Origin of the sequence: Marinomonas sp. IMCC 4694, assembly GCF_008122525.1 — a bacterium.
GTDB lineage: Bacteria > Pseudomonadota > Gammaproteobacteria > Pseudomonadales > Marinomonadaceae > Marinomonas.
Map to the genome: position 1 here is coordinate 1,241,582 of NZ_VSRV01000001.1, position 13,150 is coordinate 1,254,731.

General features: G+C 46.0%; 9 protein-coding genes. 4 read left to right on the forward strand and 5 right to left on the reverse strand.

The annotated features are described in order from the left end of the window. Nucleotides 1-2 precede the first annotated feature (2 nt). Both FXV75_RS05665 and FXV75_RS05670 read left to right on the forward strand, forming a co-directional pair. Nucleotides 3-662 (forward strand): CoA transferase subunit B, encoded by a 660-nt coding sequence (locus FXV75_RS05665; protein ID WP_148831581.1) that lies wholly within the window; start codon nucleotides 3-5, stop codon nucleotides 660-662. 86 nt (nucleotides 663-748) lie between these two features. Continuing rightward, nucleotides 749-1,924: an acetyl-CoA C-acetyltransferase gene (locus FXV75_RS05670; RefSeq protein WP_148831582.1), complete on the forward strand. Its 1,176-nt coding sequence runs from the start codon at nucleotides 749-751 to the stop codon at nucleotides 1,922-1,924. A gap of 146 nt (nucleotides 1,925-2,070) precedes the next feature. On the opposite strand, the gene FXV75_RS05675 is transcribed toward FXV75_RS05670, so the two are convergent. Further along, nucleotides 2,071-3,060, reverse strand: coding sequence for a 2-hydroxyacid dehydrogenase (locus tag FXV75_RS05675; RefSeq protein WP_148831583.1), 990 nt, complete (start codon nucleotides 3,058-3,060; stop codon nucleotides 2,071-2,073). Between the two features lie 485 nt (nucleotides 3,061-3,545). Here FXV75_RS05675 and FXV75_RS05680 point away from each other — a divergent pair, with 485 nt between their 5' ends. Further along, a complete protein-coding gene (locus FXV75_RS05680; protein ID WP_262368473.1) occupies nucleotides 3,546-7,730 on the forward strand; it encodes a CHASE domain-containing protein in 4,185 nt (1,394 codons plus the stop codon). Nucleotides 7,731-7,788: 58 nt separating this feature from the next. Here the strand turns inward: FXV75_RS05680 and FXV75_RS05685 are convergent, their stop codons facing one another. From FXV75_RS05685 to FXV75_RS05700, 4 genes are all read right to left on the reverse strand, one after another. Further along, nucleotides 7,789-8,244, reverse strand: a complete 456-nt coding sequence (locus tag FXV75_RS05685) for a MarR family winged helix-turn-helix transcriptional regulator (RefSeq protein WP_148831585.1) — start codon at nucleotides 8,242-8,244, stop codon at nucleotides 7,789-7,791. Between the two features lie 126 nt (nucleotides 8,245-8,370). Next, entirely contained in the window at nucleotides 8,371-9,690 is a 1,320-nt protein-coding gene (locus tag FXV75_RS05690) for a TRAP transporter large permease (protein WP_148831586.1), read from the reverse strand. Continuing rightward, nucleotides 9,683-10,186, reverse strand: coding sequence for a TRAP transporter small permease (locus FXV75_RS05695; RefSeq protein WP_148831587.1), 504 nt, complete (start codon nucleotides 10,184-10,186; stop codon nucleotides 9,683-9,685). Before FXV75_RS05695 ends, FXV75_RS05690 begins: the two co-directional genes overlap by 8 nt. Before the next feature lie 23 nt (nucleotides 10,187-10,209). After that, entirely contained in the window at nucleotides 10,210-11,244 is a 1,035-nt protein-coding gene (locus FXV75_RS05700; protein WP_148831588.1) for a TRAP transporter substrate-binding protein, read from the reverse strand. Nucleotides 11,245-11,556: 312 nt separating this feature from the next. Here FXV75_RS05700 and FXV75_RS05705 point away from each other — a divergent pair, with 312 nt between their 5' ends. Continuing rightward, a complete protein-coding gene (locus tag FXV75_RS05705; RefSeq protein WP_148831589.1) occupies nucleotides 11,557-13,122 on the forward strand; it encodes an acyl CoA:acetate/3-ketoacid CoA transferase in 1,566 nt (521 codons plus the stop codon). The last annotated feature ends 28 nt before the right edge of the window (nucleotides 13,123-13,150 follow it).

Here is a 13,150-nt window from a genome sequence, read left to right on the forward strand (position 1 = left end):
TCATGGCATTAACAAGAGAGCAAATGGCGCAGCGCGTCGCCCAAGAATTACAAGACGGTTTTTACGTGAACCTTGGCATTGGTATTCCAACGCTGGTGGCCAACTATGTGCCATCAAACATGGAAGTGATGCTGCAATCGGAAAATGGCTTATTGGGAATGGGCGAATTTCCTACCGAAGACACCATCGACGCCGACATGATCAATGCCGGCAAGCAAACCGTGACTACCGTTAAAGGCGCGTCTATTTTTTCATCGGCAGAATCCTTTGCGATGATCCGTGGCGGCCATGTGGATTTGACCGTGTTAGGGGCGTTTGAAGTCGACGTAAACGGCAATATCGCTTCATGGATGATCCCTAATAAATTGATCAAAGGCATGGGTGGGGCGATGGATTTGGTGGCGGGCGCCGACAATATCATTGTCACCATGACTCACGCTTCTAAGCACGGTGAATCCAAATTGCTCAGCGAATGCGCGTTGCCATTAACGGGCAAAGGTTGTATCAAAAAAGTACTGACCGACTTGGCATGGCTAGAAATTGAAAACGGTGCTTTTGTGCTAAAAGAAAGAGCGCCTGGGGTGACGGTGGAAGAAATCATCGAGAAAACCCAAGGTAAGCTCATTGTGCCTGATCACGTCCCAGAAATGACATTTGCCTAAGTATTTAGGCCCGATAATGGCGAACGTAGGGGCAGACAGGCACTAAAACAAAAACAAAAACTATACAATAAATAGGAATATCAGTTATGAAAGCAGTCATTGTAGCGGCGGCAAGAACGCCAATAGGCGCCTTTAATGGTGGATTATCTTCCTTAAGCGCCGTGCAACTTGGCACTCAATTGTTATCCGGTATGTTGGAAAAACAACCCGAACTAAAAGACCACATTGACGATGTGATTTTGGGGCAAGTTTTGGCAGCAGGCTGCGGCCAAAACCCAGCGCGTCAAACCGCCATTCATGCGGGTTTGCCGAACCAAGTGTCGGCCATGACCATCAACAAAGTCTGTGGCTCTGGTTTAAAAGCCGTGCAACTGGCCGCACAAGCGGTGCTGAACGGCGATGCCAATATGATTGTTGCGGGCGGACAAGAAAGCATGAGCCAAGCCGCGCATGTGCTTCCGAACAGCCGCTCAGGCAAAAAGATGGGCCACTGGACCATGATAGATACCATGGTCACCGACGGTTTGTGGGATGCGTTTAACGATTACCACATGGGACAAACGGCGGAGAACATCGCCAACCGTTGGGATATTAGTCGAGAAGAGCAAGACGCCTTCGCGGTTAATTCACAACACAAAGCGGCCGCAGCGCAAGCCGCTGGGCGTTTTGTAGAAGAAATCATTCCTGTCTCGATTCCTCAACGCAAAGGCGAGCCGATTATCATCGACGCGGATGAACAAATTCGCCCGAACACCAGCGCGGAGACACTGGCGATATTGCGTCCTGCTTTTACCAAAGAAGGCACGGTCACCGCGGGCAACGCATCGACCCTCAACGACGGTGCGGCCATGGTGATTGTGACGACGGATGAATACGCCAACCGTTTAGGCTTGCCCGTTTTGGCGGTGATTGAAGCGGGCAGCGCGGCGGGCGTTGATCCAGAAATCATGGGTACGGGCCCGATTGCTGCGACGAAAAAAGCCCTTGCCAAAGCCAATTGGCAAGTGAGTGATTTGGATCTTATCGAAGCCAATGAAGCCTTTGCCGTGCAAGCCATGTGCGTGAATCAAGAGCTCGGTTTAGACACGAGTAAAGTCAACGTGAACGGCGGTGCCGTCGCCTTAGGTCATCCCATTGGTGCATCGGGTTGTCGAATTCTCGTGAGCTTGTTGCATGAAATGCAGCGTCAAGACGCTAAAAAAGGACTGGCGACGCTTTGCATCGGCGGCGGGATGGGGGTCGCGTTGTTAGTGTCGTGTTAGTTTGCTCGTTTACATGGAACATAATTGAAGATAGTGACCTCCCCATATAACGGTGCAACCGTTTCATCCAATCCTATTTTTTGGTTGGATGAAACCATCTTAAGGTGTTTTTTGTTTATCGATCTAGTAAATGTATTCCAGTTATCTTACGCCAAACGTCTCGTCTGGTTGTCCGCTACTTGAGAGTTCAACAAGTTGTTTATGGTGGTTTCTGCTATGTGATTTAAGGCTTCAATCGTGAAGTAGCCTTGGTGACCGGTGACGACGACGTTGGGGAAGGTGAGCATGAGTTGGAAGACGCTGTCTTGGATGATGTGGGACGACATGTCTTCGAAGAAAATTTTGTTTTCTTGTTCGTACACATCGAGTCCAAGATAGCCAATTTTGCCTGTGTACAGGGCGTCGATGGCTTCTTGTGCATGAACCAGTGCGCCGCGGCTGGTGTTGATTATCATCACCCCGTCTTTCATTTTGTGTAACGTTGTTTTGTTGATTAGGTGATGTGTAGATTCGTTTAGCGGGCAATGCAGGCTGATAATGTCGCTTTTTGCATAGAGGTCATCAAGAGGCACGTATTCACACCCTAGGTCTATTAGGGCTTGGTTTGGGTAGACATCATAACAGTACAGGTGACAGCCAAAACCTTTCATAATTCGGCAAAATGCGGTGCCGATACGCCCCGTTCCAATGCAGCCGACGTTTTTGCCTTCTAAATTAAATCCCATTAAGCCTTCTAAAGCGAAGTTGCCTTCTTTGACTCTGTGATAAGCACGATGGGTTTTTCTATTCAGCGTCATGATCAGTGCGACAGCATGCTCTGCCACAGAAGTGGGGCTGTAGTCTGGCACGTGAAAAACACGGATACCTTCGATTTTAGCGGCCTCTAAATCCACATTATTAAAGCCAGCACAACGCAGAGCGATGCAAGTGATTCCTTGCTGTTTTAAACAGTGGATGACAGTGGCGTTAATGTCGTCGTTAACAAAACAGGACACAGCATCAAAGCCTTGGACTAAACTGATGGTTTCCATGCTTAAGCGACTTTCAAAATACGTCATAGATAAGAGGGTGTCTTCTGCATGAGAGGACAGTGTTCTTTTGTCGTAGGGCTTACAAGAAAATACCGCGATTTTCATAAAATGCCATCCTGTTGCTATTTATAAAGTAATTGTAAAGGTCTTTTTATAAACCATACTCTACATGAGTGGGTTTTGTCGAAATAACCTTGATATGAAGCGGTGAAATGATACGCTGATCGTTTTTTGAAAAGAAATGTAAACGGCTGCCTCATTAATTGACGGACGGCGGGAGAGCCTGCATGCGCTTTGTCACAGTCTGTTTGCGGTGGGTCTGTGATGGTTATTTGAGGGGCTTTAAGAAAGTGAATCGTATTGGGCATTGGTATTCTTTACAGGACAACACAAACAGGGAGATTCAGTGTGACATGATGTCGATGTTTATATTACCCAACGTACAGCGCCATATTTAAACGCCAAATATCTTTGGATGGGAGACAAGGTTGAATTCGATATCTTCAAGGAATATCTACAGCGGTTGGGCTTTATGTACTTTAATAGCGTGTGTGTGCCTTACGCTATTGGTCGCTCATAATGTTCAGCGTGTGAATGAAAAACGAATTGCAGACAATGCCAACGAGACGGCTAAGAGCGCGATGGCTGACGTGGTGTCGCTTATTGAGCTGTATCAATACGGGTTACGTGGGGCACGTGGTGCCATTTTAACGGCGGGTGAGGCCGGTATTAGCCGAGCGTTATTTCTCACTTACAGCTCTACCCGCGATGTGGATGTTGAGTTTCCTGGTGCGCGAGGCTTCGGTTTTATTCGTCGAGTTCCCCAAGCAGATCTGCAAGCGTTTACTGAGACGGCTCGACAAGATGATTGGCCAACGTTTTCCATCAAAATGCTTTCTCCCCATACGGATGAGCATTTTATTATCGAGTATATAGAGCCTGTGGAGCGTAACCGTCAAGCCGTTGGGTTGGATATCGCCTCAGAGACGAACCGTCGTAACGCGGCTATTTCTTCACTTGAGAGTGGTGATGTTCGACTTACCGGTCCAATCACATTGGTTCAAGCATCAGGCAAACCCCAGCAATCTTTTCTGATTTTAATGCCCATTTATCGTGGCAGTAAAACGCCAAATAATCAGGCAGAACGTCTTGCCTCTGGTTTTGGCTGGAGCTATGCGCCTTTGTTGATGGAAGAGGTGCTGAGTGCGTTAGACATGGACTCAAAAAAGTTTCACCTTGAGCTGACAGACATAACCGACGCAAACGAGAACGTACTTTTTTATAACAGCGGTGAAATGCAGGATAGTCAATATGAGCAAACAAGTACGGCGTTAGTCTATGGTCGTAAATGGCAAAGTAGGTTAAGCGTTTCTTCTGCGTACATTGACAGCTTGCATTTGTTGGACCCTACGTTGTTTTTGGTTGTAGGTTTATTTATTAGTGCCATGGCAACCATTTTGGTGGCGGTGGTGCGCTTAGACATGGCAAGGCACAAACAAGTAGTGGCGTATCAATCCAGAGTCGCCGCCGTGGTTGAAAGTTCGGCGGATGGCATTATCAGTAAAAATTTAGAGGGCGTGATTCAGAGCTGGAACAAAGGCGCTGAACAGCTTTTCGGGTATCGCTTCGAAGAAGTAATGGGCAACCGACTTTTGGATTTACTGGTTCCGAGTACCCTTGCTGAAGAAGACAGTGCCATTATGTCTCGTGTTATTCAGGAAAAAGAAGCTCAATCGATCGAGACCCACAGAAAGACCAAATTTGGCACCGAGGTTCCTGTTTCTGTCGTGACATCACCTATTTTTGACGTTCATCACCAGGTTATCGGTGTATCGCAGAGCATCCGAGACATCTCTGATAGGAAGAAAGCAGAAGCGAAAATACACGATTTAAACACCAATTTAGAAACTCAGGTGAAAGCGCGAACGGCAGAATTAGGCGAGTTAAATTTATTATTAAACGAAGTACTGAATGCGTCTTCTGAAGTATCGATTATCGTGACGAATGTTGACGGGCTTATTACGCTCTTTAATAAGGGTGCCGAGAGAATGTTGGGGTATTTGACGGATGATGTCGTCGGTAAAATGACGCCTGAAAAATTCCATTGTGTTGCAGAAGTGGAGCGTCAACGAGCGGTATTGTCTGAAACGACAGGCGCTGTGTTAAACCGTGCTATGGATGTCTTAGCGTTCAATGCTTTGCAAGGTGACTACGACAGTCAGGAGTGGACTTACATTGCGAATCATGGGCAGTTGCGTCCTGTTTCGTTGGTCATTACGCCGATGAAAAACATTGACCAGGTTGTGATTGGCTTTTTATGTATGGCAATGGACATTTCAGAGCAAAAACGCAATCAGCAAGCGCTGGCGTACGCAAGGGATCAGTTACTGATGGCGGCGGAAGTGGCTCGTTTGGGTATCTGGAGCGTTGAAAAAGACAGTAAAGCGTTGGAATGGAACGATTTAATGTTCGATATCTATCATATTCCGCCCTCTGAGCGAGAGCAGGGCATGGGGGTTGAGGGTTGGTTTGATCTATTGCATCCAGACGACAGGGATAGGGTGAGAACCGCGTTGGCCTCGGTTTTTGAAGGTAAGGGTTATTACGATTTGGTTTTTCGGATAAGGTTTCCTAATGGCCATGTTCGTTACATTATGGCCAGTGCTTCTTTGCAAGAAGGTATACATGGTAAACCAACAAAAGTAACCGGAATTAACCGAGACATTACACAAGAGCGCGAGCTAGAAAGTTGGTTACGTAAAGCCAAAGATGAGGCGGATGCCGCCAGCGCTGCAAAATCCAGCTTTTTAGCGAACATGAGTCATGAGATCCGTACTCCAATGAACGCCATTATTGGCATGTTGCATTTAGTGACGCGTACGGCGTTGACGGATCAGCAAAATGACTATATTTCAAAAGCACAGATTTCAGCAAAGTCTTTATTAAGCCTAATCAACGACGTATTAGATTTCTCAAAAGTGGACGCCGGCAAGCTTGAGTTAGAAAAGGCCCCTTTTGAGCTTGAGTCGTTGTTATGTGAATTATCAACGGTATTGTCAGGCAGTTCACTAGAAGAAAACGTCGAGCTTATTTTTGATATAGATAAAAATATCCCTGCGTATCTGGTGGGCGATAAGTTACGGCTTTTGCAAATATTGATTAACCTGCTCACTAATGCGATTAAGTTTACTTTGCAAGGTTGTGTGGTTTTAGAGATAAAACAGCGAGTCACCAATGACCGCATCGCGCATTTGATGATCTCAGTAAAAGACACTGGTATTGGTATTGAGCCAGAGCAGATCGACGCGATTTTTGAGGTGTTTTCCCAGGCAGAGTCTTCCACCTCGCGACGCTTTGGCGGCTCGGGCTTAGGGTTAGTTATTTGCCGTCGTTTTGTCGAGTTAATGGGTGGCAAGTTGCAGGTAGAGAGTACGCCCGGTAAGGGCAGTCGATTTTATTTTTCGGTGGATCTTCTTATTGACGATGCACAAGTAAAAAAAGCATTGGTTGATAATGCACAGATAGACAACCAAGGTTTCTCTTCTGCCATACAATCGTTACGTGTCTTAATAGTGGATGACAATACTGCGACGCACATGATTTTTTCTCGGATGGCATCAAGTTTAGGGTGGGGGTGCGAAAAAGCCGAAACTCTCGATCAAGCGCTGACAATGTTGAGACATACCGCTGAGCAGTGTCACCTATTTGATGTGGTGTTGTTGGACAATAAAATAGCCGATTTTGAAGGGCAAATCAGTATCGATGCTATACATAACGCGTATGCTCCATTTGGTCATGCAGTCAAGGTGGTTCTCTTGTCGAATCTGTCGAGCAACCATAAAGGAAATGCCTTCGATTCGGTCTCCGGTGTATTGGTGAAACCCGTTACCTTAAGTCGACTATCCGAAACGGTTTACCAGTCTTTATCACACAATAAAATGGCGTTGATCCAAGGGCGATCAATTGATCACGTAGGCAGTCGGTTGGCTGGGGTTACTTTGTTGTTGGTCGAGGACAATGCCTTTAATCGTCAGGTGGCGAGTGAATTGCTTATAGCAGAAGGCGCCCATGTTACGCTTGCAAACAGTGGAATAGACGGCGTTTCTACGCTGATGGATGCGGTAGAAGGTACATACGATCTTATTCTCATGGACATGCAAATGCCTGGCATGGATGGCTTGGAAGCCACTAGGCACATTCGTAAGACCGCGCGGTTTCAGGCTCTGCCTATTATTGCAATGACCGCGAATGTATCAGATGTGGACCGCAGAGCGTGTTTTGATGCTGGTATGAACGATCATATAGGAAAGCCGCTGGATATTGATAAAATGGTGGGCTGCATTTTAAGTAATCTCCATGAAAAGCGTGCGAGTACGGGCACTTTAGTCCTAGCTTCGAACACCGTAGCGACCCTTGAGCATGAAGATGTGCAGACTATTTTAGTGCGTTTTGGTGGCAGCGTAGCTTTATTTAGCAGCGTCGTAGAAGGGTATCGTGTCGATTCAAAAAATCTGCTGAACCAAATCGCATTGAGTGTGGCAGAGAAGGACGTCGCAAAAACGAGAGCGCATCTTCATACGTTAAAAGGTGCATCGTTAACCATGGGACTGGTCGGTCTGGCTAAACAACTTGCCACGTCTGAACAGACACTGAAAATCACCAGTGACCCTGAAGCAATAGCGGCGTGCTTATCCAGTATCGACACGGAGCAATGGTGGGATCACATGTGCGACGTATTATCTCTGATTATTAACGACCTCAACCCCTCTGTTTAGTCGCACGGTATCGACAGATCGGCATAGGCGAGTCATAGATGGTCGTCTAGCTATAGGGTTAATTTTTTGACAAAATGTCTAACGTATCCAATAGCCAATCTAATTCCTTGTTTCCTTCCAAGCGCGCGGCCATAATCTGCTCGTGCTCCATGACACGATCACTTAGCGTAAGAAAGAATTTTTCACCGGCTTGAGTCATAAAAAGTGCGTATGAGCGCCGATCATTTTTGGCAGGGCGACGTTCTATAATGTCCATTTTTTCCAATTTGTCGACGGCGGACACCATGGCTGACCTATCGTTGCCCAGAGCTTGAGCGACGGCGGTTTGTGTTAACCCTGGATTGCGTTCAACAATGGCGATAATAGCGAATAAGCCTGGGCTTATGCCAAGATCAGAACAGACTTCTGAAAACTTGGTGAAAAAATTCATTTGGGCACGACGAAGGCGATAGCCGATTAAGGTATTAAGTATGCCGAAGTCTACGGGATCAGTGTGTTTTGTATCGTCAGCCATTATGGTCTCGTTTTTGTGTGTATAGGTCTTATTATACTATAAAACACCATTTTGATGTAGTGCTAAACTGTTGTCGCTGTTAGCAAGAAAAAACCCGCTAAAAAGAGGGTTTTTTCTTGCCAAGTCCTAACCGATTAAATGAACCAGTCCTAGCGTAATGCCAGGGAAGAGAATAAGCAAAGCGACCCGTACTACGTCCGAGATCAAAAAGGGAATCACACCTTTAAAGCATTCTTTTAACTTCAATGAGTCATCAAACGATTTAATGATAAACACGTTCATCCCCACTGGCGGGGTGATTAAGCCAACTTCGACTACGATTAGCGCTAAGATGCCAAACCAAATTCCTAAATCGGCTTGAGGGATGCCAAAATCCATTGCCATGATCATCGGGAAGTAAATCGGAATGGTCAACAATATCATTGCCAAACTGTCTAAAAAACACCCCATAACCAAATATGTCAGCAACATAATCACCAATAAGGTGTAAGGCGACAGTCCTGAGTTCTGGATCAATTCTACACCCAGATCAGGCAGTCTTGATAAGGCGATAAACACACTAAACAAGTCTGCACCTAATACGATGAAAAAGATCATCGCTGAAGACACGGCGGTTTTCATTAAGCAAACCAGTAAGCCATCCACTCGCATTTTTCCGTGAGTAAACGCTAATACAGCAGTTAAAATCACCCCAACAGACGCCGCTTCCGTGGGCGTGAAAATACCCATATAAATGCCGCCTAGTACGACGAGAAAAATGCACGTAATATGCCAGACATCTTTGGTCGATTTTATCTTTTGAGCGAAGGTGGTTTTTTCACCACGAGGTCCTGCATTCGGAAAAATGCGAACATAAACAGCAATCGCTACAATGTAGCCACCAGCGGCTAAAAAGCCAGGAATAAAGGCCGCAATGAACATTTTAGAAATATTTTGTTCTGTCAAAACAGCAAAAATAATCAAGACCATAGAAGGTGGAATCAAGATGCCTAACGTGCCTCCCGCCGCCAATGCGCCTGCGGCTAAACTGCCTGAATAGTTGAGTCGTTTCATCTCCGGCAGAGCGACCTTTCCCATGGTTGACGCGGTTGCAAGAGAAGAGCCACAAATGGCACCAAATGCGGCGCAACCTGCCACGGCAGCCATAGCAATGCCACCACGCTGACGGCCAATCCAAGTGTTGCACGTTCTAAACAGCTCGGCGGTGATGCCGGAGCGTGTTGCCAGTTCGCCCATGAGCAAAAACAATGGCACAACAGACAGATCATAGGTGGAAAATTTAGAAATTGGCGCCGTACCTAAATACTCTAATAGTGCCGGTGTGCCGCCAATAAGCGCATAGCCTACGGCGCCGCAAATCAACATAGACAGCGCAATCGGAACACGAATGCTCATTAATACCAGCAGCGCTGCCATCATTAAAAACGCCAGCTCAATGTTACTCATTTGTGCCTCCACAAAATGTGGTGAAGAGTTTATAGAGACCGCAGAGTCCACATAACGTCATGGACATGACTCCAACAATAAAAGTCCACCAAGTCGGCAATCCGAGTAGCATACTTTGCTCTAAATATTCTTTAGCTTCAACGCCACTTAAGCTCATACGATAAGCAAAAATACAAGCCACTAAGGTAAATATAAGGTCGCTGGCAGTGTCTAAAAATGCGATCGTGGTAGGTTTGCAGTGCGACGTAAATAGGTCAACAATCACGTGACCTTGGCGCAAATAACATTCAGGTAGAAACAGAAACACCGCCATGGCGAGCCCCATTTCTGTGATTTCATAATCGCCTTCTATTGATTGCCCTGTGGTCGTTCTACCCACAATACTGGCGACGGTAATCGCCGCCAGTATTAGCATGATAAAACCACCCGTTAGCGCGAATAGATTCGATAATCGACCTATATAAGATCGATGGATATCTGTCGTAAATGAGATCATGCTAACTTATCCAACAAAAGGAATTAATAGTTTTGGTATTTGTTGATCAGAGCTTTTGTTTTGTCTAATAAGCGTTGACCATCGTAACCATCCTTTGTCATTTGTTTTACCCAGTCTTTGGTAACAGGCGCCATGGCGTCTTCCCAACGTTGGTGCTCAGCCCCTTCGATGTAATCAAATGTGTTACCGTGATTTACAGCGTATTGACGGCTACTGACTTCATATTTATCAAACAGTTCGCCAATATGGCCCGCCAGTTCAATCCCAGAGTTATCGTCGATGACTTTTTGCAAGTCAGCCGGCATGTCTTCGTACACTTTTTTATTCATTGAAAAAAAGAAGGTGTTTGCGTACAAACCTGATCCTTTAAATTCCGTATGGTGACCGACCAATTCGTAAATTTTCATTGGGAAAACCACTTCAAACGGCAGGACAGCGACATCAAACACCCCTTTAGAAATCGCGCTGGGCATTTCGGTAACCGGCATGAAAACAGTATTCGCGCCGACTATATCAAATGCTTCAGACATAACCTTGTTGGGTGCTCTAACCTTCATTCCTTGGATATCTTCAAGCGTTTTAATGGCTTTATCACGCGAGTGGAATGATCCAGGCGTATGAGTGTGTACTGCAATTAAATGAACATCTTTTAATTCATCTTGCATTTCTGTTTCGGCGTACTCTTGAAGAGCCATACTGGTGGCTTTCGCGTTGCTCGGTATGAATGGAAGCTCAAACGAGGTCATTTTGGGGAAGCGTCCAGGTGTGTATCCCGCCACTGTCCATGATATATCGACAATGCCTTTGCGTGCTTGGTCAAACAGTTGAGGCGGTTTTCCACCTAGTTGCATTGCAGGGAAAACATCGATTTTGATGCGACCGTTGGAGTCTTTTTCAACTTTTTCTGCCCAAGGTGTCAGTATCTGAGTGTGAGCCATCGACATAGGTGGCAGCATGTGATGCAGCTTCAAGGTGTACTCTGGGTCGGCTGCCATGGCGTTGATAGACAGTATGGAACTGGCAACGAATGCCAAACTTTTTAGTGGAAACTTGTTCATTATGTTCACCTTATTTTTTTTGTTGTGGAGCTTTTATTGTCAGCGATGTTCAGACTGCAACGACGTTTTCTATCTGTAAACGTCATCAAAGTGAAAGCGCATCACAGTGTGTTTTGCCGTTCTTATTCAAGAAGTATTACTTTGTGACATAAATTGTTGGGCTTTTCAACAATTGGTTTGATCAGATTTTCACACAGGGTATTCAAAAAAAGCAAGGTGAAAATAAATGTTTGAATTTATAATAGTTGTGGTGTACAACATAATAAAATTCACACACAAACTAACAATGATAAAACCAATGTGAGGGTCAAGATGAGCAAGGTTATTTCCCTAGCGCAAGCGGCTGATTTAATCGCCGACGGCGACAGTGTGGCGTGGTCTACGGTTGGCATGTCTTACTTTGCCGAAGCGGTCGCCAAGGCGGTTGAGCAGCGTTTTTTAAAGACAGGTCACCCACAGCAATTAACCTTGATTCACGACTGTGGTTGTGGCGACGGAAAAGACGCGGGTATGTCACGTATGGCGCACCCCAATTTGGTTAAGCGTTTGATTTCTGGTCATACGGGCCAAGCGCCAAAAATGGCACAGATGATCACCGATGACGCGATTGAAGCGTATTTATTGCCACAAGGTGTGCTGACCACGATGTGGCGCCAGATTGCTGGTAATAAGCCGGGTGTGATTACGAAAATTGGGATGGGAACCTATGTTGACCCGTTGGTCAGTGGCGGTAAAGTGACGTCATTAACCAAAGAGGAGCTGGTTAAGCGCATCAATATTGAAGACGAAGAATGGCTGCTGTTTAAGAAGTTTCCATTAAATGTGGTGGTCATTCGTGCCACGACAGCCGATGAGGACGGTAACTTGTCGGTAGAAGAGGAAGCCATGCTGGCGGAAATATTACCGATGGCGCAAGCTGCTAAAAACAGCGGGGGTATTGTGATCGCGCAGGTGAAATACATCGCGGAACGTCATTCAATTCATCCTAAAGAAGTCAAAGTTCCTAGTGTATTGGTGGATTACATCACGGTAGCGCCCGCGGAAGACCACAAACAAACTATTGCTAGTACTTATAACCCTGGCTTAGCAGGTAATGCTCGCGTCCCTTTAAATGCATTACCTCCTATGCCTTTTGGTGATCGTAAAGTGATTGCTCGTCGTGCGGCGATGGAGCTTCAAGCTGGCACCATGGTGAACCTGGGGATTGGTATGCCAGATGGCGTGGCGGCGATTGCAGCGGAAGAAAAAGTCTCCAGTTTGTTTACCTTAACCACGGAATTGGGCACTTATGGTGGAATTCCGGCGTCGGGTGGTGACTTTGGTGCGGCGTGGAATGCGGACGCGATTATTGAGCATGAAGCTCAATTTGATTTTTATGATGGTGGTGGCTTAGACGTTGCTTTTTTAGGCCTTGCGCAAGCGGACAAAGACGGCAACTTAAACGTGAGTAAATTTGGCCCTAAGGTCGTCGGTCCGGGTGGTTTTATCAATATTTCTCAAAGTGCTAAAAAAGTGGTGTTTTGCGGCACCTTGGTCAATGGCGCCAAGCTGGGTTTTGAAAACGGCAAAATGACAGTGTTGGAAGAAGGTAAAGTGCAAAAATTTGTCGATACGGTAGATCACATTACTTTTAGTGGTGCGGTGGCAAGAGCCAATAAGCAGCCGGTGGTTTTTGTTACCGAGCGGTGTGTTTTGGAATTACGTGAAGAAGGCATGGTGCTAACCGAAATTGCACCGGGTTTGGATTTGGAAAAAGAGGTGCTGAGTGTGATGGCTTTTCGTCCTATTATTTCACCGGATTTAACCACCATGCCAGCCGCTATTTTTACGGAGCAATGGGGCGGATTGGGTGAGATTATGGCCGTGTCGAAACAATAGTGCGTCACTTTTACAACGTTATTATAGC